We start from the raw sequence: 22,105 nt of genomic DNA, 5'->3' as shown, positions 1-22,105 counted from the left end.
TTGTGGGGCGTCAGACCGGCTGGCGCCGTTCGGTGCCGATAAAGATGCCCCCGCGCTTGCGCCGTCGGCAAGGGCCGAAATAAGACGTGGTGCGAATATAGGGCCGCGGCCGATCGACCAATTCCTCGATGCGCTGGGAAAGCGACTGGGCGCTGATCGGTTTCGCCAAGAATTCGGTGATCCCGAGATCGCGCGCCTTCGTCACGCGCTCGCGCTCGGTATGGCCCGTGACCATAATGATGGGCAGAAACTGGTTCGGCGAATCGCGCTCGGTGCGGATTTTGCGAACGAATTCGAGGCCCGAGACCGGGTAGATCTCCCAATCGACAACCGCAAAATCGACCGGCGTTTGCTTGATCTTGATGTAGGCCTGGGCCGCGTCGGCCATGTCCAATACTTCGCCACAGCCGACGGCCAACAGCATGCTGCGCAGCAATTTGCGCATATGTCCGTTGTCCTCAAGCACCAGGACGCGCACTTTGGAGAGCTCGTACGGCATTGCGGGCGAGACAGTAAGCCCGCACCCCCGGCCCGGGCAAGCCCCTAGGGGGCCCTTTTGGCCGCCAGGGCCTGGGCGGTGCGGCCCGCCGGTGCCCGGCCCAGGGCTGCACAGGCAAAGCGCCCGGCCGCCGCGAGTTTTTCGAGATCCACGCCCGTTTCGATGCCGAGCCCGGCCAGCATGTAGCACACGTCTTCGGTGGCGACGTTGCCGGTGGCCCCCTTGGCATAGGGGCAGCCGCCGAGGCCGGCGACCGAGCTGTCCACGGTCGCAATGCCGCGCTCGAGGCTCGCATATATATTCGCCAAGGCCTGGCCATACGTGTCGTGGAAATGCACGGCCAAGGCTTGGCGCGGCACGTGATCGGAAACGATCTCGATCAGTGCTTGGGCCCGCCCCGGCGTGCCGGTGCCGATCGTGTCGCCAAGCGAAATTTCGTAGCAGCCGAGCTTGTGCAAACCCCGCGCGACCGCCGCCACCGAACCGGCTGCGACCGGCCCTTCGTAGGGGCAGTCGAGCACGCAGCTCACATAGCCGCGCACGCGAATGCCCGCCGCTTTGGCAGCTTCCGCGACCGGGGCAAAACGCACGAGGCTTTCGGCGATCGAGCAATTGATGTTGCGCTGGGAAAAGCTTTCGGACGCAGCCGCGAAGATCGCAATTTCGTCGACCTTGGCGGCGACGGCCGCTTCAAAGCCTTTCATGTTCGGCACAAGCACGGGGTACGAAACGCCGGGGGCACGCTTGATGGCTGCCATCACCTTGTCGGTGTCGGCCATTTGCGGCACCCATTTGGGCGACACGAAGCTGCCCGCCTCGACTGCGCGCAAACCCGCCTCGGCCAAGCGCTCGATGAGTTCGACCTTCGTCGCGACGGCGATAGTCGCGGCTTCGTTCTGCAGCCCGTCGCGCGGGCCGACTTCGACGATGCGCACGGCGGCGGGTAACTTCATGGCGTCGGGCTCATGATTTCGTCTCCGGCGGTTCTTCGAAGGCGACCAACTCGTCGCCTTCGGCCGCCTGTTCGCCGGCCGCAAAGCGCACGCGCGAAACGATCCCGTCGGCGGGGGCGAGGATCGTGTGTTCCATTTTCATGGCTTCGAGCACCACGAGCTTTTGGCCGCGCAGCACGGCTTGGCCCGCCGCCACATGCACGGCGACAATGCGGCCCGGCATGGGGGCGATCAAGCGGCCGAGCCCTTCGCCCGAGCGGTCGGCCGCCGCAAGCCGGTCCACGACGACGAGCGTGCGCGCAACCGCGCCTTGGAACACTGTGAGTTCAGCGCCATGGCGCACGATGTCGGCATGGCGGCGATAGCCGTCGATGGTGGCGGCTAAGGCGCCGTCGGGCCCGAGCGTGGCGCTGGCATCGACCGGGCCGCCCGGCAGGATCAGCCGGTAGCCGCCCGCCACGAAATGGGCGACGAGCGTCACTTGCCGGTCGCCGTCGGCGAACACGAGCGTGTCGTGCGCCGAGCCGTTGAGCTGCCAGCCTTCAAGCCGTGTCCACGGCGAAGTCGCATTCGGCTCGGCACGCGCGCGCAGCACGCCAAGTGCTGCAAGGGCGAGCGTCGTATCGTCGACGGGTGCTGCGGGCGGGACCAACGCATCGCGATGGCGCGCGATGAAGCCCGTATCGATCTCGCCGGCTGCAAACGCCTTGTGGCGCGCCACAGCCGCGAGGAACGAAACATTGTTGGCGACACCGGCGATGCGCACGCGCTCGAGCGCCGTCGCAAGTTTGGCGAGGGCCGCCGCGCGCGAAGCCCCATGCACGATCAGCTTGGCGATCATCGGATCGTAGTGGATCGTGACGCTGTCGCCCTGGCGCACGCCCGTGTCGATGCGCGCGTCTGTCGGAAACACAAGCGTATCCAGCCTGCCCGTCGCCGGCAGGAAATCGCGCGCGGGGTCTTCGGCATAAAGGCGCGCTTCGAATGCGTGCCCGTCGATGGCAAGCTCGTGCTGCAGCTTGGGGAGGCGCTCGCCCGACGCCACGCGCAATTGCCATTCGACGAGATCTTGGCCCGTGATCGCCTCAGTCACCGGGTGTTCGACCTGCAGGCGCGTGTTCATTTCCATGAAATAGAACGTGCCGTCGCGGTCGGCGATGAACTCGACCGTGCCCGCCCCCACATAGCCCACGGCCTTGGCTGCGCGCACGGCGGCAGCCCCCATCGCGGCGCGGCGGGCTTCGTCCATGCCGGGGGCAGGCGCTTCTTCGATCACTTTCTGGTGACGGCGCTGCAGCGAACAGTCGCGCTCGAACAGATAGACGCCGTTGCCGTGCGCATCGCAGAACACCTGCACTTCGATGTGGCGCGGTCGGTCGAGATATTTTTCGATCAGCACGAGCGGATTGCCGAAGGCTGCCTGCGCTTCGCGCTTGGCGCCCTGCACGGCTTCTTCGAGCGCCTCGGCGTTCGCAACGATGCGCATGCCCTTGCCGCCGCCGCCGGCCGAAGCCTTGATCAGCACGGGATAGCCGATCGTTTCAGCAGCCCCCGCCAGCGTGGCGATATCTTGTGCCTCGCCGTGATAGCCAGGCACCACGGGCACGCCCGCTTCGACCATCAAGGCCTTGGCCGCACTCTTGCCGCCCATCGCACGGATCGCCGAGGGCGGCGGGCCCACGAAGACGAGGCCCGCATCGGCGCAGGCTTGCGCGAAGTCCGCGTTTTCCGACAGGAACCCGTAGCCCGGATGCACGGCATCGGCCCCGCTGGCCTTGGCCGCCGCCAGGATCGCATCGATGCGCAGATAGCTGTCCTTGGGCGCATCGCCGCCGACCGGCAGCGCTTCGTCGCACGAGGCCACATGCAGCGCGTCGACATCAGCAGTCGAATACACCGCGACGGTGCGAATGCCCAGGGCCCGCGCCGTGCGCGCGACGCGCACCGCGATTTCGCCGCGATTGGCGATGAGCAGCTTCTCGATCATTTTCCGTCTTCCTTGTCGCGCCCATCGGTGCGCCCATCGGTGCGCCCGTCGGTTCGGCGCCGCGCCTGCACTTCGCGCGAATAGCTCATGATCTCCGAGAGGCCGACGAGCAGCAAGGTGACGCCAAACCCGACTTCGACGACCGCGATGAGCCGCACGGCCTGGCTCACCGGCAGAATATCGCCGTAGCCGACGGTGGAGAGGGTCACGACCGAAAAATAGAACGCGTCGGCGAAACTCACCGCGCGGTCTTCGCCGAGCATGCGGAAATGCGGCCCCGGCACGGCCGTATCGACAATTTTGTAGATCGCGGCGAAGGCGACCACGATCAACGAATAGAATGTAAGGAACGCATAGACCGGCAGCACCAGCCGCTCGATGCGCTGGAAAAACTCTTCGAACAATTGGCCTGCATCGAGCAGGAAGATCGCGACCTGCTGGGCGGTCGCGAGCACGAGGACGGCAACCGCCGCCATTGCGCCCACAAACGCGATGTCGATGGCGACGGCCGAGGGCGCGAAAGCGGGTACCCCGAACGTGACGGCCGCAACGCCGATCACAGGCAGCAGCCACATCGCGGCCGTACCCATGTCGCCGGGTGTGGCCGGGCGGCGTTCGGTCACGATTTCGCGGATCGCCTCGCGGCGCAGGTAAGCGCCGAGCATGAAGCCCGCAAGCGGCAGCAACAGCCCGGCATGCTGGGCGCCCGCCGACACGCCCGCGAAATTCGATTCCGTAAGGAACAGAAAGATCGACATGTAGACCGCGATCGAATTGGCGAGTGCGAGCGAGAAAAACAGCGAGCCCGGAAACATCAGATTGAAAAACGCGACCGCCGCGACGGCCGAGCCCAGCATCGTGGCGGCAAGCGACAGGCCGACGTCGCTTGCAGTCGCCGCCGCAATCAGCAGCAGGAGCCCGCCAGTCGCCCCGATGCCGACGGCGAAATTGCGGCGCGGTAGTTTCATGTGCCGCCCCCGCTCGCCGACCAATCGGGTTTGCGCTTGTCAAGGAACGCCGCAATGCCGGCCCGCCCCTCGGGCGACACGCGGATGCGCGCGATGCGCGCCGCCGTGTCGGCCACCATCGCATCGTCGATCGGCATGTCGGAAACGGCGGCGATCAGCGTCTTGCATTCGGCTTGGGCGGCAGGGCCGGCGGCGAGCAGCAGCAGCAACATGGCTTCGATGCCCGCATCGAGCGTGTCGGCCGCGACTACGCGGTGCACGAGGCCGAGGCCGAGCGCTTCGGCGGCCGTGAAAGTCTCGGCCGTCAGGAAATAGCGGCGGGCCGCACGCGCCGTCATCGCGCGCACCACATAAGGCGAGATCACCGCCGGGATCAGCCCGAGCCGCGCCTCGGAAAGACAGAACTGCGCACCGTGGGCGGCGATCGCGATGTCGCAGCACGCCACAAGCCCGACGCCGCCGCCGAAGGCAGCGCCATGCACGCGCGCGAGGGTGGGCTTGGGACAGCGGTCGAGCGTGCGCATGAGGTCGGCCAACGCGGTTGCGTCGGCGCGGTTCTGCGCCTCGCCGTATTCGGCCATACGCTTCATCCAGTTGAGATCGGCGCCGGCCGAAAAACTTTTGCCGCGCCCGCCGAGCACGATCGCGCGCACCGACGGCAACGCTCCGAGCCGCACGATCTCGGCCGTGAGTGCCGCGATCAGCGCATCGTCGAACGCGTTGTGCAATTCAGGGCGGGCGAGCCACAAAAAGGCCACGCCGCGCGCGTCGATCTCGGTTTCGAATCCGGCTGACATCTTGGCGCCTACATCCGGAACACGCCGAAGCGCGTTTCGGCAATCGGCGCGTTGGCGGCGGCGGCAAGACCCAAGCCCAGCACGTTGCGCGTCTGGGCGGGATCGATCACGCCGTCGTCCCACAGCCGCGCCGAGGCGTAGAACGGATGGCCTTGGGTCTCGTACTGGCTGCGGATCGGCGCCTTGAAGGCTTCTTCCTGTTCGGCCGTCCAGCTTTGGCCGGCCGCATCGAGATTGTCGCGCTTGACGGTCGCCAGCACCGAGGCCGCCTGCTCGCCGCCCATCACCGAGATGCGCGCATTGGGCCACATCCACAAAAAGCGCGGTCCAAAGGCGCGCCCGCACATACCGTAATTGCCGGCCCCGAACGAGCCGCCGACGACGACCGTGAATTTCGGCACGGCCGCGCACGCAACCGCCGTGACGAGCTTCGCACCGTCGCGCGCAATACCGCCCGCCTCGTATTTGCGCCCCACCATGAAGCCCGCGATGTTCTGCAAGAACACGAGCGGAATCCCGCGCTGGCAGCACAGCTCGACGAAGTGCGCGCCTTTCAGCGCGCTTTCGGAGAACAGAATGCCGTTGTTGGCGACAATGCCAACCGGATAGCCCCAGATATGCGCAAAGCCGCACACGAGCGTGGTGCCGTAGAGCGCCTTGAACTCGTCGAATTCGGAGCCGTCCACGATGCGCGCGATCGCCTCGCGTACGTCGTAGGGCTGGCGCAGATCGCTCGGCACGGCGCCGTAAAGTTCGGCTGGGTCGTAGAGCGGATCGACAGGCGGCACGAGCCCGCGCCATGTCGATTTCGCGGCCCCCAAATTGCCGACGATGCGGCGTGCCAAGCCCAGGGCATGCGCGTCGTTCTGCGCCGCATGGTCGACCACGCCCGAGATGCGCGCATGCACCTCTGCCCCGCCGAGATCTTCGGCCGACACGATCTCGCCGGTCGCGGCCTTCACGAGCGGCGGACCGCCCAGAAAGATGGTGCCCTGGTTGCGCACGATGATCGACTCGTCGGACATTGCGGGCACGTAAGCGCCACCGGCTGTGCAACTGCCCATCACCACGGCGATCTGCGCAATGCCCATCGCCGACATGGTCGCCTGGTTGTAGAAGATGCGCCCGAAATGCTCGCGGTCGGGAAACACCTCGTCTTGGTTGGGCAGATTGGCGCCGCCTGAGTCGACCAAATAGATGCAGGGCAAGCGGTTCTCGCGCGCGATTTCCTGCGCACGCAGATGCTTTTTCACCGTGATCGGAAAATAGGTGCCGCCTTTGACCGTGGCGTCGTTGCACACGACCACGCATTCGCGGCCCGACACGCGGCCGATGCCGGTGACAATTCCGCCGGCCGCAACGTCGCCGCCATACATGCCGTGGGCGGCGAGCTGCGAGAGTTCGAGGAACGGCGAACCGGGATCGAGCAGCGTGCGGATGCGCTCGCGCGGCAGCAATTTGCCGCGCGCCGTGTGTTTGGCGCGTGCGGCAGGGCCGCCACCGTCGCGCACCGCGTCGCATGCCGCGCGCAGCTCGTCCACGTTTGCGCGCATTGCCGCTTCGTTGGCTTTGTAGCCGTCGGAACGGCGGTCGATGTTGGTCGAAAGGATCGCCATGCTACCAGCCGCCCGTCACAAGCCATTCTTCGATCTGCGCCAGACGGTCGGCTCCCCAGAAGGGTTCGCCGTCCACGACGATGTAGGGTGCGCCGAACACCCCCTTGACGACGGCCGCATCGACCTCGGCGCGCAACTTGTCCTTGAGCTCGGCCGAGCCGAGGGCGGCCTTGAGCTCGTCGCGCGCAACACCCATGCCGCTGGCGAGATCGCACACAAAGTCGACGTCGCTCACGTCCGCGCCAGCGCCGTAGATCTGGCGGAAGATCGCCTTGGCGAAGCGCTTGGCGAGCGCGCTGTCCTGCGCATCGAGCCAATAGAAGGCGCGCGAGGCGGCGACGGCCGCGAACGGAAACTTCTCGGGCAGGCGGAAGCGCAGATCGAGCAGACGCGCAAAGCGCGCGATGTCGCGGCGCGCATATTCGCTCTTGAGCGGGATTTCGAGCAGCGGCTGCATGCCGGAAACCTTGAAGGCAACCCCCAAGAGGATCGGCTTCCAGCGCACGACGCGGCCGTAATGGCCGGCGAGATCGTCGAGCCTTACGGACGCGAAATAGCTGTAGGGGCTCGAGAAGTCGAAATAGAACTCGATCGGCTGGGCCATCGTCAGTTCCCCGCCTTCAAAGCGCGCGCGATCACGAGGCGCTGGATGTCGCTCGTGCCTTCGTAGATCTGGCACACGCGCACGTCGCGCCAGATGCGCTCGACCGGAAAATCGGCGAGATAGCCGTAGCCGCCGAAGGTCTGGAGTGCTGCCGAGCACACACGCTCGGCCATTTCGGACGCAAAGAGTTTGGCCATCGCCGCCTCTTTGAGGCACGGCTGGCCGCGGTCGCGCAATTCGGCGGCCGAAAGCGTGAGCAGGCGGGCCGCTTCGATCTCGGTCGCCATGTCGGCCAGGCGAAACTGCACGGCCTGATGCTCGAAAATCTTCTGCCCGAAGCTTTCGCGCTCCATCGCATAGGCCAAAGCCGCCGCATAGGCCGAGCGCGCCATGCCGACGGACTGTGCCGCGATGCCGATGCGCCCGCCTTCGAGGTTGGCGAGTGCAATGCGATAGCCCGCCCCCTCTTCGCCCAGCATCAGATCGGGCGTCAGGCGCGCGTTTTCGAGCACGATCTGGGCCGTGTCCGAACATTTCTGGCCGAGCTTTTCCTCGAGCCGTGCAACCTTCCAGCCCGGATTGTCGGTCGGCACCAGAAAGGCACTGAGGCCCTTTTTTCCTGCCGCTGGATCGGTGACCGCGAACACGATCGCGACGTCGGCGGTCGCACCCGACGTGATGAATTGCTTGGCGCCGTCGAGCACCCAATGATTGCCGTCGCGTCGCGCGCGCGTTTTGATGGCCGATGCGTCCGAGCCCGCCTGCGGCTCCGTCAGCGCGAAGGCCGCAAGCATCTTGCCCGCCGCCAAAGGCTTCAGGAACGTTTCTTTCTGCCACGCCGTGCCGAATTTGAGGATCGGCATGCAGCCGACCGAATTGTGCACGCTCATCACGGTCGACACGGCCCCGTCGCCCGCCGCGATTTCTTCAAGCGCCAGCGCATAGGCGACATGGTCGGCCTCGGCCCCGCCGTATTCGTCGGGCACCAGCATGCCCATGAAGCCGAGATCGCCCATCTCGCGCACGAGATCTTTAGGAAAGAGTTTTTCCTTCTCGCGCGCGGCTGCGGTCGGCCACAGCCGCTCTTGCGCGAAGCTGCGTGCGGCGTCCCGCACCATGGTTTGGGTTTCGCTGAGCTGCATGGGCCGCCTCCCTACCAGGCGATCTCGCTGCCGTCGTAATTGAAGAATTTGCCCGTATCGCCGGGGCCGATACCCGTCAGCACCTTCTTGAGGCCCGCAGCCGACTCCTCGACCGAGATCGCCGCCGAGGGCCCACCCATGTCGGTGCGCACCCAGCCCGGATGCAGCGACACGACGTTGATGCCGCGCGGGGCCAGCATGATCGCAAGATTCTTGCCGAGCGCGTTCAAGGCCGCTTTCGACGTGCGGTAGATCACGTTGTTGCCGCCCGCATCGGCGATCGAGCCCATGCGCGAAGACATCAACGCGATCGTGCGCATGTTCGAGCGCGCCACCGGCTCGACCAGCGCTTCGATGGCGCGCAAGGGGGCGAACAAATTCGTCTGCATCACTTCGGCCCACGCCGCATAGTCGGTATTGCCGAGATTCCAGTCGCGCGGCCCGTAGATGCCGGCATTGCAAACGAGAATGTCGAGCGATTCCTTGGCGAGCCCCTTGCCCAAGCGGGCCACCGACGCCGCATCCGTGACGTCGCACAGATAGACTTCGCCGCCGGCCGCCGAAATCGCCGAGCCTTTGGCCATCTCGCGCGACGTGCCGATGGCGCGCCAACCGCCGGCCGCAAACTGCCGGATCAATTCAAGCCCGATCCCGCGCGAGGCCCCCGCGATTGCGATCGTCGGCATGCTACTTCCCCTGTTTTTTCGCGGTGACTTCGATTTCGATCTTCATGCGCGGATCCACGAAGCCCGTCACGAGCGTCGTGTTGGCAGGCCGCACCTTCGCAAAATGCCGGCCGACGATGGGGGCCACCGCTTTGAAGTCGGCGGCCGAGGCCAGATAGATACGCACGCGCACGACCGAGGCGAGCGTGGTGCCCGCTTGCGCCAGGGCGGCTTTGATGTTCGCGAAACATTGTTCGGTCTGCGCCACGATGCCGGGGGCGATCGCCATTTTGGCGTAGTCGAAACCCGTGGTGCCCGAGACGAACACCCATTTTCCGTCCACGACGGCGCGCGAATAACCTGCGAGCTTTTCGAAGCTCGAGCCCGACGAAATCAGTTTGCGTTTGGCCATCGTTTTTCAGCGCCTCCTGGTTCAGCCGACTTTACCCCAATTTCAGGCGTTTTCGGCAAACAGCTCGCGGCCGATCAGCCAGCGCCTTATTTCCGACGTACCCGCACCGATTTCGTAGAGCTTGGCATCGCGCAGCAGGCGGCCCGTGGGATAGTCATTGATGTAGCCGTTGCCGCCCAAAAGCTGGATTGCGTCGAGGGCCACTTGCGTGGCCTTCTCGGCCGCATAGAGGATCGCCCCTGCCGCATCCTTGCGCGTTGTGCGGCCGCGGTCGCAAGCTTTGGCCACCATGTAGACATAGCTCTTGCACGCATTCGTCGTCGTGTACATGTCGGCAAGCTTGCCCTGCACGAGCTGGAACTCGCCGATCGCCTGGCCGAACTGCTTGCGCGCATGCACATAGGGCAGCACCACGTCGAGGGCGGCCTGCATGATGCCGCAGGGGCCGGCGGCCAGCACGGCGCGCTCGTAATCGAGCCCGCTCATCAAAACATTCACGCCTTTGCCGACCGCACCCAGCAGGTTTTCTTCCGGCACTTCGCAATCCTGGAACACAAGCTCGCACGTGTTCGAGCCGCGCATGCCGAGCTTGTCGAGCTTCTGAGCGGTCGAAAAACCCTTCATGCCCTTTTCGATCAAGAAGGCCGAAATGCCGCGCGGGCCTGCCGCCATATCGGTCTTTGCGTAGACCACAAGCGTGTCGGCATCCGGCCCGTTTGTGATCCACATTTTGTTGCCGTTCAGCACAAACCGGTCGCCCTTTTTGTCGGCGCGCAGTTTCATGCCGACCACGTCCGAGCCCGCCCCCGGCTCCGACATCGCCAAAGCACCCACATGCTCGCCCGAAATGAGCTTGGGCAGATACTTGGCCTTCTGGGCCGCATTGCCGTTGCGCGCGATCTGGTTCACGCAAAGATTGGAATGCGCCCCGTAGGACAGGCCGACCGACGCCGAAGCGCGGCTCAATTCCTCGACCGCCACGCAATGGGCGAGATAGCCCATGCCGGCCCCGCCATATTCTTCGCCGACCGTAATACCGAGCAGGCCCAGATCGCCGAATTTGCGCCACAGATCCATCGGGAATTCGTTGGTCGCGTCGATCGCGGCCGCGCGGGGCGCGATCTCGTCGGCGGCAAAACGCGCCACTTGCTCGCGCAGCGCGTCGATATCGGGACCCAGATCGAAATCGAACGGAGCGGGCGCGTTTCCAGCCATCGTTTCTCTCCCCTTCAAACCTGTAAATCGTCGCTCTTGCCGGCGACCGTGAGCAGCGTTTGCGTCATCAGGGCGCAATGGCGCTCGCGCCCTTCTTTGATCGAAAAGACGTCGACCTGGCAGACCACGAGCGTGCGCCCGGGCTTGACCACGCGCCCGCGCGCCACGATACGCGCGCCGTCGGCCGGATTCATCAGATTCATTTTGTATTCGACCGTGAGCACGGTGGCCCCGGCCGGCATCATCGAAAACCCGGCATAGCCGCCGGCCGAATCCGCGATCATGCCGACCACGCCGCCATGCACATAGCCGTGCTGCTGCTGCACGGCGGGCGTGCGGTCGATCTCGATGTCCACTTCGCCGGGGGCAACGTGCGAAAGGCGTGCGCCGATCGTCGCCATGGCCCCCTGGCGCGCGAAACTGTTTCTGACCTTTGCTTCCCAATTCGGGTCGGCAGGTGCGTGTTCCATCGAAGGCCTCTTGCTGGCGAGGATCACCATACGCTAGCGTATGGTATGGCATCTCCCCTGTCAACGCGCGCCCCGGCCGGCGCCAAGCGTCTCGATTCCGCCGCTTGGGTCGCCGCCGCCTTCGAAGCGCTGGCGGCCGAAGGTATTGGGGGCGTGCGCGTCGAACGGTTGGCCGCCACGCTCGGCGTGACCAAGGGCAGTTTCTACTGGCATTTCAAAGATCGCGAAGCTTTGGTCGTAGCCTTGCTGGAGCGCTGGGCAGCGGGCCGCATCGCTGCCATCGCGGAACAGACGCGCGACTACGGCAGCGAAGGTGCTGCACGCAAAGCCTTGCTGGCCCTGCTCGACATCTATGCGCGCACGCCCAATCGCAAGGGGCTTGCCGTCGAGCTTGCAATCCGTGGCCTTGCACCGGGCCACGCTGCCGCAAAGCGCGCGGTCGCCCGCGTGGATGCCGCAAGGCTTGCGAAGGTCGGCGCGTTGTTCGCAAAGCTCGGCAAAACGCCAGCCGAGGCCGATGCGCGCGCGCTGCTGTTCTACGCGTTCCTGTTCGGCCAAAGCCTGATGGGCGGGGGCAAACGCCTGGCCGCCGCAAAGCGGGCCGCCGCCAAAATCGTCGCCGACTAGCGCTGCTGCGGGCGGGCCGTGCCGAGCCACAGGCCCGGCAGCATCAGCCCGAGCCCGACGAGGTGAAAGTCGGCCAGCTGTTCGCCGAGCAGCGCCCAGGCGAGGCCCGCCCCGTAGAGCGGGATCAAATACATGACGAGGCTCGCGCGCGACGGGCCGAGCCTTGCGATGATGACCGAATAGCACAGATACGAGCCAATACCAGGCACGAGAGCCACGAACATAAACGTCGCCAAGGTTTTTGCATCGAACGTCGGGGCGGCCACGTAAAACGTTTCGGCCACATAGAAAGGCAGGTTGACGGCAACACCGCCCGCGACGATCGCGGCCAAGCGCGCGGTTGCGTCGAACCCGGTCGGCGTGTGTTTAAGCGCCACCGAATAGACCGACCAGGCCAGCATCGCGAGCACGATCAGAAGATCGCCCGCGACGAATTGCAGGCGCACGAAATTGCCGAGATCGCCGCGCGCAACGATCCACAATGTGCCGCACAGGCATACGGCAATGCCCGCCGCCTGGCGCCACGACACGGCATCGCCATGCCGGCCCCAGGCGAGCAGCACGATCACGACCGGCGAGGCTGCGTAGATGAGGCCGATATTGGTGGCCGTGGTCGTGACACCTGCGAGATACACAGGTGCGCCGCACACGCCCATGCCGAGGAAACCCAGCCACAGATAGCTCGGCCATTGGCGTTTGATTTCGTCGCGGCCGCGCCACAGGGCGGTCGCCGCGAACGGCAGCAGCAGCGCAAACGTGAAACTCCAGCGCCAGAAAGCAAGCGCCACCGGCGGAATGGCGCCCGCATTCCAGCGCGCAACCAGCATGTTCGAGGCAAAAAAGGCGGGGACCAGAAAGAACAGCGCCCACGCAAAACGCCGACTTGCGAAAATTCCGGAAATGGCCATGCTGGCGGCGTCGATACAGGCCCTGCCCGCTTTTGTCACGCGCCAGATAAGGAGCCCTGCCATGCTGTTCATGGTCGTCGAACGCTTCAAAGACCAGGATCCGCTCCCGGTCTATGCCCGGGTCGAAGCGGCAGGCCGGCGCCTGCCGCCGGGGCTCACCTACCATTCAAGCTGGGTCGAGCCGAATTTCGACCGCTGCTTCCAGCTGATGGAATGCGACGACGCCACGCTGCTTCAGCAATGGGTGCTGTCGTGGCGCGGCTCGGGCGTATCGTTCGAGATCGTGCCCGTGGTGCCGAGCATCGCCACGCGCCAAACGGTCGCCCCGTTCCTCGCCGACGCAAAGAAGAAGCGCAAAAAGCGCTGACGCTTCAGGTGCCATGCTGGAGCGACGCCGCGACGGCATCGAGGGCCGCGCGCAGATCGGCGCGTGCGGGCCCGCGCGCCAGCCACAGCAAATGCGCTTCGCAGCGTGGTGCGTCGCCGCCCTCGACAGCGCGCAACGCCGCCAGCAGCGAGGCTTCGTGCGCGGTGGGTGCCGCCGCATCGTCGCCGCCCAATTGCAGGCGACGACGTGCCGCAATCCGCAGCACCGACAGAAGACGCGCAAGCGCCGAGACGATCTCGAACGAGCCCGCCTCGCCGTGCATGTGCTGCCAGAAGGCCTGCACGTCCCAGTCGCCGCCGGGGTCGCCGTCGAGGCGGCGCAGCGACCACAGGAGCCACGCCGCACAAGCGGCACCCGGCACCGACGGGCGGTGCAGGTCGGCGAAGACCGGCTCGACGGCGCTCAATTGAGACCGCCTGCGAGCGAAAGGCGCGTCCAGCCATAGGCGGCTTGCGTGGGATTGCGCCAGCCGAGATTCGCCGCAGCAAGGGCGCTTCCTGCCGCCGCCGCGAAATGTGCGGCGATGCGCGACGCTGCCGGCGGCAGGAACTCGGCGGTATGGCGTCGTGCGGCCGCAGCACCGAAATGCATCCCGTCGGCGCAGGCTTCGAGCAGAACGGCTTCGTCGGCCGACAGATTCGGGCAGGCAGGGCAGCGCACGTCGAGCGGGCGCAAGGCGGCAGCACCCAGAACCACAACCAGCGCATCGAGTGCGCGCGCCGCCGTCAACACGCGGTTGGCGGCGAACGCGTCGAAGAAACGGTTGTCGGCGGGTACTTGCGCTTGCAGCAACGCTGCACAATAGCGCAGGCCCCACAGCGCCAGCCAAGCGCCCGGCGCCAATTCGGCCGTGTCGATGCCCGGATCGGTTTGCGCCGACAACGCTGCCAGATCCTCGAACGCTCCCAAATGCGCGGCTTTCGCCATTGCACTGCCCCCTTGCTTGAATGCGACGAAGGCACTTTAGCGCGGTTAGCTTATAAATGCGAATCATTCTCATTCGCAGGACATAGAAAGAGCTAAGGCTCTGGCGGACCTATAAATTTTCATTCAGCGCTGGTGTCTTGCCTGGGCGTCGACGACGCAGAAGGCGGCCAAATTGACGATGCCGCGCACCGTGGCCGAGTTGTCGAGCACGTGGGCGGCGTGTGCGATGCCGAGCAGGATCGGCCCCACCTTCTGCGCCCCGCCCAATTCCTTCATCAGCGAAAAGGCGATGTTGGCGGCATCGAGCGTGGGCATGACCAGGAGATTGGCCGCCCCCTCGAGGCGCGTTTCCATCACGCTCTGGCTCCGGATCTGCGGACTCAAGGCCGCCTCGGCGGTCATTTCGCCATCGACCTCGAGATAGGGCGCCGACGCCTGGATGCGCTCGAGGGCGAGGCGCATTTTGCGCGCACTCTTGGAGCCGCTCGAGCCGAAATTGGAATGCGAGAGCAACGCCGCCTTGGGCTTGATGCCGAACAGCTTGACGACATCGGCCGCGCGCACGGTCATGTCGGCAATCTGGTTGGGCGTGGGATCGTTCGTCACGTGCGTGTCGCACATGAAGACCGTGCCGCGCGGATGCACAAGGGCCGACAGCGCGGCCGGCACTTCCGTGCCCGCTTCGAGACCGAGGATATCGACGATGTCCTGGAGTGCGCGCGTGTAGCGGCCAATCAGACCGCAGATCATGCCGTCGGCGTCGCCCTGGCGCACGGCCAAGGCCGCAAGCACCGTGTTGCGCGTGCGCACCATGGTGCGCGCGGCGTCGGGGGTGATGCCTTGGCGGCCCATGATCTGGTGGTAAAGCTGCCAGTCGCGCGCGTAGTTCGGCACGTCTTCGGGATTGAGCAGTTTGAAATCGCGGTCGATCTCAATGCGAAGCCCGAGCTTTTCGAGCCGCTTGCGGATCGTCTCGCGCCGCCCGACCAGGATGGGCTGGCACAATTCTTCGTCGATCAGCGTCTGGGCTGCGCGCAGCACGCGCTCGTCCTCGCCGTCGGCGAACACGATGCGCTGCTTGGCCGCGCGCGCGCGCTCGAAGATCGGCTTCATCACGAAGCCCGAGCGATAGACGAACTGCGACAGCTGGTCGTGGTAGGCGTCGAAATCCTTGATGGGGCGCGTCGCCACGCCCGATTCCATGGCGGCACGCGCCACCGCCGGTGCGATCTCGGTGATGAGGCGCGGATCGAAGGGCTTGGGGATCAGATTGTCGCGCCCGAAAGCCGGCGGCTCGCCGCCATAGGCCGCCACGACGATGTCGGACGGTTCCTGCATGGCAAGATCGGCGATGGCGCGCACGGCGGCGACCTTCATCGCCTCGTTGATCGTGCGCGCACCCACGTCGAGCGCCCCCCGGAAGATGAAGGGGAAACACAGGACATTGTTGACCTGGTTGGGATAGTCCGAACGGCCCGTCGCCACGATCGCGTCGGGCCGTACGGCCTTCACTTCTTCGGGCAGGATTTCGGGTGTGGGGTTCGCAAGCGCCAAGATGAGCGGTGCCTTGCCCATCTTCGCGACCATCGCGGGCTTCAGCACGCGCGGTGCGGACAGCCCCAAAAACACGTCGGCATCGCCGATCACGTCGTCGAGCGTGCGCGCATTGGTGTCGCGCGCGTAACGCGCCTTGCGCGGATCCATCTGCTCGACGCGGCCTTTGTAGACCACGCCCGCAATGTCGGTGACCCAGATGTTTTCGGTCGGCACGCCCAAATCGACGAGCAGATCGAGGCACGCGATGGCGGCAGCGCCCGCCCCCGACGTGACGAGTTTGATCTTGTCGATGGGTTTGCCGACCACGCGCAGGCCATTGAGGATTGCGGCCCCGACGATGATGGCGGTCCCGTGCTGGTCGTCGTGGAAGACCGGGATGTTGAGGCGCTGGCGCAGCTTGGCTTCGATCTCGAAGCACTCCGGCGCTTTGATGTCTTCGAGATTGATGCCGCCGAAAGTGGGCTCGAGCGCGGCGACGATCTCGACGAATTTGTCGGGATCGCGCTCGTCGATCTCGAGATCGAACACGTCGATGCCCGCAAACTTCTTGAACAGCACCGCCTTGCCTTCCATGACGGGCTTGGAAGCCAGCGGGCCGATCGCACCCAAACCCAGCACGGCGGTCCCGTTCGTGATCACGGCCACAAGATTGGCGCGGCTGGTGACGGTCGCGGCCTCGGCGGGGTCGGCCACGATCGCTTCGCACGCGGCGGCAACACCCGGCGAATAGGCAAGGGCGAGATCGTGCTGGTTGGCGAGCGGCTTGGTCGCGACGATCGCGAGTTTGCCGGGCGTGGGCAGCCGGTGATATTCGAGCGCTGCTTCGCGCAGCTTATCGTCGGCCATCGCGCAGGGCTCGCCTTCATGTTCAAAGAGGAGAAATGGTGCGGCCGAGAAGACTCGAACTTCCACGACCTTTCGGCCACCAGCACCTCAAGCTGGCGCGTCTACCGTTCCGCCACGGCCGCACTTTTATTCTCCCCCGCAAGGCCCTGGACAAGGGCTTGCAAAGGAACGGGACGCAGGCGATACCAAATCGGCGGGGCTTATGCAAGTTTCCCCGCCGGAGCCCCTTAATGAGCTGGAAAAACAGACCTTTGGACGGTCTCGAATGGCGGGTGGCCGAGGGCCTGACCGACTATGCGCAAGCCCTTGCGACCATGGAAGCGCGCGCAGCCGCCATCCGCGACGAAGGGGCACCCGAACTCGTCTGGCTGGTCGAGCACCCGCCGCTTTATACGGCCGGCACGTCCGCCAAGCCCGCCGACCTCGTCGCACCCGACCGTTTCCCGGTTTTCGAGGCCGGGCGCGGCGGCCAATACACGTATCACGGGCCCGGCCAGCGCGTGGCCTATGTGATGCTCGATTTGAAGCCGCGCGGCAGCGACGTGCGCGCCTATGTCGAACATCTCGAACAATGGATCATCGCAACGCTCGCGCGCTTCAACGTGAAGGGCGAGCGTCGCGAGGGCCGGATCGGCATCTGGGTCGATCGCGGCCCCGACGGGCGCGGCTTCAGGCGCGAGGACAAAATCGGGGCACTCGGCGTGCGCGTAAAACGCTGGGTGAGTTTCCACGGCATTTCGCTGAACGTCGATTGCGACCTGTCGCATTTCGCGGGCATCGTGCCGTGCGGCATCGCGGCCCCGAGCTACGGGGTCACGTCGTTGGCCGACCTCGGCCAGCTCGTGTCGATGCCGGAAGTCGACATGGCGCTCGAAGCCGCTTTCTTCGAAACCTTCGGCGCCTAATCTTCGCCAGTGAGGCGTTGCGCGAAATCGCGCCAGCCTTCGTCGCGCGTATCGCTCTGGGCGACGGCCGCGACGCGCGCGGAAGCAGGGCCCGTATGGCAGGCCACGATCATGTCGTCGACGCGGTCGGCGGGACCTGCGAACACGGCTTCGACCGTGCCGTCGGGACGGTTGCGCACCCACCCGACGAGGCCGCGCGCTTGTGCATTTTCGATCGTCCAGCCGCGAAACCACACGCCTTGGACGCGGCCCGAAACCAGCACATGTTTGGCGATGCGGCTGCTTTGCGTCATTGCGCTATTTTAGCGCCAGGCCGCCCCATAGGCTAGGCGCAGAGCGGTGCGCACGGCCGCTTGCGCCCAATCCTCGAGCGTTGCCGCATCGGGATAGTCCTTGCCGTCGAGATGGGCGACACGGTTGCGCCGCTCGCGCAACAGATCGAATTCGGGGCTCTCGCTTTCGCCGCCATGGCGCTGGGCTGCTTCGGCCAGCGCAAACGCCAGCACCACGCTTGCGGCCGCAGCCCCCGCGACATAGGCGCGCTCGAGCTCGTCGCGCGCCTGCGCCCAATGCAGCGGCAGTTTGGCGGCCTGCGGCGGCGCATTGGCGGCCAAAGCACGCGCGAACCAGTCGGCGCGCTTGGCGTCCATCGCCGTCAGCCGAACTCGATGATTTTCTGGTCGACCGCAAGCGAATCCCCGGCAGCGGCGAAGATCTTGGCGACCGTGCCGTCGCGCTCGGCGCGCAGCACGTTTTCCATCTTCATCGCCTCGACCGTGCACAAGGCCTCGCCCGCCTTGATCTCCTGGCCCTGGCGCACGGAAATGCTCTTGAGCAGCCCCGGCATCGGCGACAGGAGGAAGCGCGAGGTGTCGGCAATGCGTTTGGCCGGCATCAGGCGGTTGAGCTCGGCCGCGCGCGGGCTCAGCACCAGCGCATCGGCCATGCAGCCCGCATGGAAGAGCCGCCAGCCCGCCCCCGCGCGATCGACCTGCACGCAGACGGGAGCGCCGTCCACGAGCCCTTCGAACAAGGTCGCACCCGGCTGCCAAGCGGTTGCGATTTCGGTCGTCCCGGCCGCACTCGAAACGCGGCACACGCCGGCTTCGAAGCGGATCGACACGGCAATCTCCTGCCCGTCGAGCCGCACGACCGCTTCTTCGCCGATCTTCGCTTCATGGCCCTGCAATTGGCCCGAAATGCCGATCTCGCGCAGGCGCTGGCGATGGTGGATCGTGGCCGCGACGCCCACGAGAATGCCACGCGTTTCGGCATCGAGTGCCCGGCCTTTGAAGCCGCCTTTGAATTCCTCGGCGATGAAACCCGTCGTCAGGCGCGCGTCCTGGAAGCGCTTGTGGTGCATGATCGCGGCCAGAAACGGGATGTTGTGGTTGACCCCGCGCACCACATACGCATCCAACGCGGCCGCGATGCGCGCGGTGGCCTCATTGCGCGTTTTGCCGTGCGCCACGAGCTTGGCGATCATCGGGTCGTAGTACATCGAGATTTCCGCACCCTCGTACACGCCCGTGTCGACGCGAATGCCGGGCCGCCCTTCCGGAGCGGCAAGGCGCGTCAAGCGGCCGATCGACGGCATGAAATTGCGCAGCGGGTCTTCGGCATAGATGCGCGCTTCGATGGCCCAGCCTTTGATCGGCACGTCCTTCTGCGCAAGCGCAAGTTTCTCGCCGGCGGCCACGCGGATCATCATCTCGACGATGTCGAGCCCGGTGATCATCTCGGTCACCGGATGCTCGACCTGGAGCCGCGTGTTCATCTCGAGGAAATAGAATTTTTTGTGCTTGTCGACGATGAACTCGACCGTGCCCGCCGACCTGTAGCCGACGGCTTTGGCCAACGCCACCGCCTGCTGGCCCATGGCCGCACGCGTCTTGGGATCGAGGAACGGCGAAGGGGCCTCCTCGATCACTTTCTGGTGGCGGCGCTGGATCGAGCATTCGCGCTCGTTGAGATAGAGAATATTGCCGTGAGCGTCGCCGATCAGCTGGATCTCGATATGGCGCGGCTCTTCGACGAATTTTTCGGCGAACACGCGGTCGTCGCCGAACGAGCTTTTGGCCTCGCTCGTGGCCGACAGGAAACCCTCGCGCGCTTCGGCATCGTTCCAGGCGATGCGCATACCCTTGCCGCCGCCGCCGGCCGAGGCCTTGATCATCACCGGATAGCCGATCTTGCGCGACACGACGACGCATTCTTCGGCGTCTTTGATCGGCTTCAGATAGCCCGGCACGGTCGATACACCGGCCTTCTGCGCGAGTATCTTCGATTCGATCTTGTCGCCCATCGCGGCGACGGCCTTCATCGTCGGGCCGATGAACACGATGCCGGCCTTCTCGAGGGCCGTCGCAAACGCGGCGTTTTCCGAGAGGAACCCGTAGCCCGGATGCACGGCCTCGGCCCCCGTCGCTTTGCACGCGGCGAGGATCGCGTCGATCTTGAGATAGCTCTCGGACGTGGGTGCCGGCCCGATCCGCACGGCTTCGTCGGCCTCGCGCACATGCAAGGCCTCGGCGTCGGCATCCGAATAGACCGCGACGGTCTTGATGCCGAGACGCTTGGCCGTGCGCATCACGCGCACCGCAATCTCGCCGCGATTGGCGACGAGGATTTTGCCGAACAATTTGCCGGCTTGCGATGCAGCTTCTTTTTTCTTCGCGGCCATGATCAACCGTCCTTCGATCCGAACAAACCCATCGCGTAGGCGGTGTGCAACGCGAGCGGCACGCCCCACCCGACCGCCACGAGCGCCCACCAATGGAAACCGGGCACAAACAAGAGATTGACCAAGGCGAGCAAGGTCACGACCGCAAACGCCACGCCGAAATGGATCTGCAACGCCCGCCGCATCAGCGCCGCCCGCCGATGATTTCGTGCGCATAGGCCCAATGCAGGGCCAGCGGCAACGCCCACACGAAGCCCAGCCACATCCACCACGGATAACCCGGCGACGCGATCGCATTCACGCCGATCGCCACGAACAGGATGCTCGTGAACACGAGAGCGTGCAGCCGAAACCGCTTCAACCGTTCGGCGCGCGGGTCTTTCACAGCGGAATGTTCCCGTGTTTCTTCCACGGATTTTCGAGCTTCTTCGTGCGCAGCATCGCCAAGGCGCGCGCCAGGCGCGGGCGCGTGGAAGCGGGCGAGATCACGTCGTCGATGAAGCCGCGCGAGGCGGCGACGAACGGGTTCGCGAAGCGACGGCGATATTCGTTCGTGCGCGCTTCGATCTTGGCGGGGTCGCCCATGTCGGCGCGGAAGATGATCTCGACGGCCCCCTTCGGGCCCATCACGGCGATTTCCGCGGCCGGCCACGCATAGTTCAAATCGCCGCGCAAATGCTTGGACGCCATCACGTCGTAGGCACCGCCGTAGGCTTTGCGCGTGATGAGGGTCACCTTCGGCACGGTCGCTTCGGCATAGGCGTAGAGCAGCTTGGCGCCGTGTTTGATGATGCCGCCGTATTCCTGCGCCGTTCCCGGCATGAAGCCCGGCACGTCCACGAGGGTGACCAGCGGAATGCCGAAACAATCGCAGAAGCGCACGAAGCGCGCGGCCTTGATCGAGGCCGCAATGTCGAGGCAGCCCGCCAGCACCATCGGCTGGTTGGCAACGAACCCGACCGTGGCCCCTTCGATGCGCCCGAAGCCGACGATGATGTTCTTGGCGTTGTCGGGCTGGATCTCGAAGAAATCGCCGTCGTCGACGATCTTCAAGATCGCCTCGTGCATGTCGTAGGGCTTGTTGGGATTATCGGGGATCAGCGTGTCGAGCGAGGGCTCGAGCCGGTCGGCCGCGTCGTGCGTGGGGCGCTGCGGCGCACCCGTCTTGTTGCTCGCAGGCAGGAAATCGAAAAAGCGGCGCGTCTGGAGCAGTGCTTCGACGTCGTTGTCGAAAGCAAGGTCTGCCACGCCGGATTTCTGCGTGTGCGTGGCGGCCCCGCCGAGATCCTCGGCCGACACGATCTCGTGCGTGACGGTTTTGACGACGTCGGGCCCGGTCACGAACATGTAGGAGCTGTCTTTGACCATGAAGATGAAATCGGTCATGGCGGGCGAATAGACAGCCCCGCCCGCACAAGGCCCCATCACGAGCGAGATCTGCGGCACCACGCCGGAAGCCAACACGTTGCGCTGGAACACTTCGGCGTAGCCCGCAAGGCTCGCGACCCCTTCTTGGATGCGCGCACCGCCCGAATCGTTGAGGCCGATCACGGGGGCACCCACTTTCATCGCCTGGTCCATGATCTTGCAGATCTTCTCGGCATGCGCTTCCGAAAGCGAACCGCCGAACACGGTGAAATCCTGCGAATACACGAACACGAGGCGCCCGTTGATGGTGCCCCATCCCGTGACCACGCCGTCGCCGGGGACTTTCTGCTCGTCCATGCCGAACTCGACCGAGCGATGTTCGACGAACATGTCCCACTCTTCGAACGAGCCTTCGTCGAGCAGCAATTCGAGCCGCTCGCGCGCCGTGAGCTTGCCCTTGGCATGCTGGGCCGCCACCCGCTTGGCCCCACCGCCGGACCGCGCACTTTGGCGGCGGGCTTCGAGTTCGTTCAGGATTTCCTGCATGGGCCGGACATGTCCCTTCGAT

The 22,105-nt window shown here is 65.5% G+C and carries 25 protein-coding genes and 1 tRNA gene; 3 read left to right on the top strand and 23 right to left on the bottom strand.

The genetic code is table 11. The annotated features are described in order from the left end of the window. Window positions 1–10: 10 nt before the first annotated feature. The 12 genes from O9320_18870 to O9320_18815 are packed head-to-tail and all read right to left on the bottom strand — an operon-like array spanning window position 11 to window position 11,328. Window positions 11–499, bottom strand: coding sequence for a response regulator (locus tag O9320_18870; protein MCZ8312915.1), 489 nt, complete (start codon window positions 497–499; stop codon window positions 11–13). A 44-nt stretch (window positions 500–543) separates the two neighbouring features. Next, window positions 544–1,452 carry a hydroxymethylglutaryl-CoA lyase gene (locus tag O9320_18865; protein MCZ8312914.1) on the bottom strand — a complete coding sequence of 303 codons (909 nt, stop codon included), beginning with the start codon at window positions 1,450–1,452 and terminating at the stop codon, window positions 544–546. A gap of 10 nt (window positions 1,453–1,462) precedes the next feature. Further along, window positions 1,463–3,439 (bottom strand): acetyl/propionyl/methylcrotonyl-CoA carboxylase subunit alpha, encoded by a 1,977-nt coding sequence (locus O9320_18860; GenBank protein MCZ8312913.1) that lies wholly within the window; start codon window positions 3,437–3,439, stop codon window positions 1,463–1,465. Continuing rightward, window positions 3,436–4,407 carry an ion channel gene (locus O9320_18855; GenBank protein MCZ8312912.1) on the bottom strand — a complete coding sequence of 324 codons (972 nt, stop codon included), beginning with the start codon at window positions 4,405–4,407 and terminating at the stop codon, window positions 3,436–3,438. Before O9320_18855 ends, O9320_18860 begins: the two co-directional genes overlap by 4 nt. Further along, window positions 4,404–5,204 carry an enoyl-CoA hydratase/isomerase family protein gene (locus O9320_18850; GenBank protein ID MCZ8312911.1) on the bottom strand — a complete coding sequence of 267 codons (801 nt, stop codon included), beginning with the start codon at window positions 5,202–5,204 and terminating at the stop codon, window positions 4,404–4,406. The genes O9320_18855 and O9320_18850 overlap by 4 nt, the downstream gene beginning before the upstream one ends. 8 nt (window positions 5,205–5,212) lie before the next feature. Beyond that, window positions 5,213–6,820: a methylcrotonoyl-CoA carboxylase gene (locus O9320_18845; GenBank protein MCZ8312910.1), complete on the bottom strand. Its 1,608-nt coding sequence runs from the start codon at window positions 6,818–6,820 to the stop codon at window positions 5,213–5,215. A gap of 1 nt (window position 6,821) precedes the next feature. Beyond that, the gene (locus O9320_18840) at window positions 6,822–7,424 is read right to left on the bottom strand and encodes a 2-hydroxychromene-2-carboxylate isomerase (GenBank protein MCZ8312909.1); all 603 of its coding nucleotides are present in this window, start codon (window positions 7,422–7,424) and stop codon (window positions 6,822–6,824) included. A 2-nt stretch (window positions 7,425–7,426) separates the two neighbouring features. Continuing rightward, window positions 7,427–8,566 (bottom strand): acyl-CoA dehydrogenase family protein, encoded by a 1,140-nt coding sequence (locus tag O9320_18835; protein MCZ8312908.1) that lies wholly within the window; start codon window positions 8,564–8,566, stop codon window positions 7,427–7,429. Between the two features lie 11 nt (window positions 8,567–8,577). Beyond that, window positions 8,578–9,252, bottom strand: a complete 675-nt coding sequence (locus O9320_18830; protein ID MCZ8312907.1) for an SDR family oxidoreductase — start codon at window positions 9,250–9,252, stop codon at window positions 8,578–8,580. Between the two features lies 1 nt (window position 9,253). Next, the gene (locus O9320_18825) at window positions 9,254–9,643 is read right to left on the bottom strand and encodes a RidA family protein (GenBank protein MCZ8312906.1); all 390 of its coding nucleotides are present in this window, start codon (window positions 9,641–9,643) and stop codon (window positions 9,254–9,256) included. 42 nt (window positions 9,644–9,685) lie between these two features. Beyond that, window positions 9,686–10,858 carry an isovaleryl-CoA dehydrogenase gene (locus tag O9320_18820; GenBank protein MCZ8312905.1) on the bottom strand — a complete coding sequence of 391 codons (1,173 nt, stop codon included), beginning with the start codon at window positions 10,856–10,858 and terminating at the stop codon, window positions 9,686–9,688. A 14-nt stretch (window positions 10,859–10,872) separates the two neighbouring features. Continuing rightward, a complete protein-coding gene (locus O9320_18815; GenBank protein MCZ8312904.1) occupies window positions 10,873–11,328 on the bottom strand; it encodes a PaaI family thioesterase in 456 nt (151 codons plus the stop codon). A gap of 45 nt (window positions 11,329–11,373) precedes the next feature. Between O9320_18815 and O9320_18810 the strand changes: the two genes are divergently transcribed. Beyond that, complete coding sequence (locus O9320_18810; protein MCZ8312903.1) at window positions 11,374–11,955, top strand: TetR/AcrR family transcriptional regulator; 582 nt, start codon at window positions 11,374–11,376, stop codon at window positions 11,953–11,955. Here O9320_18810 and O9320_18805 read toward each other — a convergent pair. Continuing rightward, the gene (locus O9320_18805) at window positions 11,952–12,863 is read right to left on the bottom strand and encodes a DMT family transporter (GenBank protein MCZ8312902.1); all 912 of its coding nucleotides are present in this window, start codon (window positions 12,861–12,863) and stop codon (window positions 11,952–11,954) included. The two genes, O9320_18810 and O9320_18805, sit on opposite strands and share 4 nt — an antisense overlap. Between O9320_18805 and O9320_18800 the strand changes: the two genes are divergently transcribed. Then, a complete protein-coding gene (locus O9320_18800; GenBank protein ID MCZ8312901.1) occupies window positions 12,856–13,230 on the top strand; it encodes a DUF3303 family protein in 375 nt (124 codons plus the stop codon). The genes O9320_18805 and O9320_18800 overlap by 8 nt on opposite strands. Window positions 13,231–13,234: 4 nt before the next feature. Here O9320_18800 and O9320_18795 read toward each other — a convergent pair whose 3' ends face one another. The 4 genes from O9320_18795 to O9320_18780 all read right to left on the bottom strand — a co-directional run bounded on the left by O9320_18795 (window position 13,235) and on the right by O9320_18780 (window position 16,703). After that, window positions 13,235–13,657: a hypothetical protein gene (locus O9320_18795; protein MCZ8312900.1), complete on the bottom strand. Its 423-nt coding sequence runs from the start codon at window positions 13,655–13,657 to the stop codon at window positions 13,235–13,237. Next, window positions 13,654–14,178 carry a hypothetical protein gene (locus tag O9320_18790; GenBank protein MCZ8312899.1) on the bottom strand — a complete coding sequence of 175 codons (525 nt, stop codon included), beginning with the start codon at window positions 14,176–14,178 and terminating at the stop codon, window positions 13,654–13,656. Before O9320_18790 ends, O9320_18795 begins: the two co-directional genes overlap by 4 nt. 123 nt (window positions 14,179–14,301) lie before the next feature. Next, window positions 14,302–16,581 carry an NADP-dependent malic enzyme gene (locus tag O9320_18785; protein MCZ8312898.1) on the bottom strand — a complete coding sequence of 760 codons (2,280 nt, stop codon included), beginning with the start codon at window positions 16,579–16,581 and terminating at the stop codon, window positions 14,302–14,304. 36 nt (window positions 16,582–16,617) lie between these two features. Then, window positions 16,618–16,703 (bottom strand) — tRNA-Leu (locus O9320_18780). 108 nt (window positions 16,704–16,811) lie between these two features. Between O9320_18780 and lipB the strand changes: the two genes are divergently transcribed. After that, window positions 16,812–17,486 (top strand): lipoyl(octanoyl) transferase LipB, encoded by a 675-nt coding sequence (gene lipB, locus O9320_18775; protein MCZ8312897.1) that lies wholly within the window; start codon window positions 16,812–16,814, stop codon window positions 17,484–17,486. Here the strand turns inward: lipB and O9320_18770 are convergent. From O9320_18770 to O9320_18745, 6 genes are read right to left on the bottom strand one after another with little or no spacing between them, the layout of a single operon-like run. Further along, window positions 17,483–17,779 (bottom strand): acylphosphatase, encoded by a 297-nt coding sequence (locus O9320_18770; protein ID MCZ8312896.1) that lies wholly within the window; start codon window positions 17,777–17,779, stop codon window positions 17,483–17,485. The genes lipB and O9320_18770 overlap by 4 nt on opposite strands. Window positions 17,780–17,788: 9 nt before the next feature. Then, window positions 17,789–18,136 (bottom strand): hypothetical protein, encoded by a 348-nt coding sequence (locus O9320_18765; protein MCZ8312895.1) that lies wholly within the window; start codon window positions 18,134–18,136, stop codon window positions 17,789–17,791. A 5-nt stretch (window positions 18,137–18,141) separates the two neighbouring features. Further along, on the bottom strand, window positions 18,142–20,169 hold the full coding sequence (locus tag O9320_18760) for an acetyl/propionyl/methylcrotonyl-CoA carboxylase subunit alpha (GenBank protein MCZ8312894.1): 2,028 nt from the start codon (window positions 20,167–20,169) through the stop codon (window positions 18,142–18,144). A 2-nt stretch (window positions 20,170–20,171) separates the two neighbouring features. Beyond that, window positions 20,172–20,354 carry a 2TM domain-containing protein gene (locus O9320_18755; GenBank protein ID MCZ8312893.1) on the bottom strand — a complete coding sequence of 61 codons (183 nt, stop codon included), beginning with the start codon at window positions 20,352–20,354 and terminating at the stop codon, window positions 20,172–20,174. Next, window positions 20,354–20,554 (bottom strand): 2TM domain-containing protein, encoded by a 201-nt coding sequence (locus O9320_18750; protein MCZ8312892.1) that lies wholly within the window; start codon window positions 20,552–20,554, stop codon window positions 20,354–20,356. Before O9320_18750 ends, O9320_18755 begins: the two co-directional genes overlap by 1 nt. Beyond that, window positions 20,551–22,083, bottom strand: a complete 1,533-nt coding sequence (locus O9320_18745; protein MCZ8312891.1) for an acyl-CoA carboxylase subunit beta — start codon at window positions 22,081–22,083, stop codon at window positions 20,551–20,553. The genes O9320_18750 and O9320_18745 overlap by 4 nt, the downstream gene beginning before the upstream one ends. Between the last annotated feature and the right edge of the window lie 22 nt (window positions 22,084–22,105).

Origin of the sequence: Magnetospirillum sp. (genome assembly GCA_027532905.1) — a bacterium.
Lineage (GTDB): Bacteria > Pseudomonadota > Alphaproteobacteria > CACIAM-22H2 > CACIAM-22H2 > Tagaea.
This window is presented reverse-complemented; position numbering and strand designations above follow the sequence as displayed.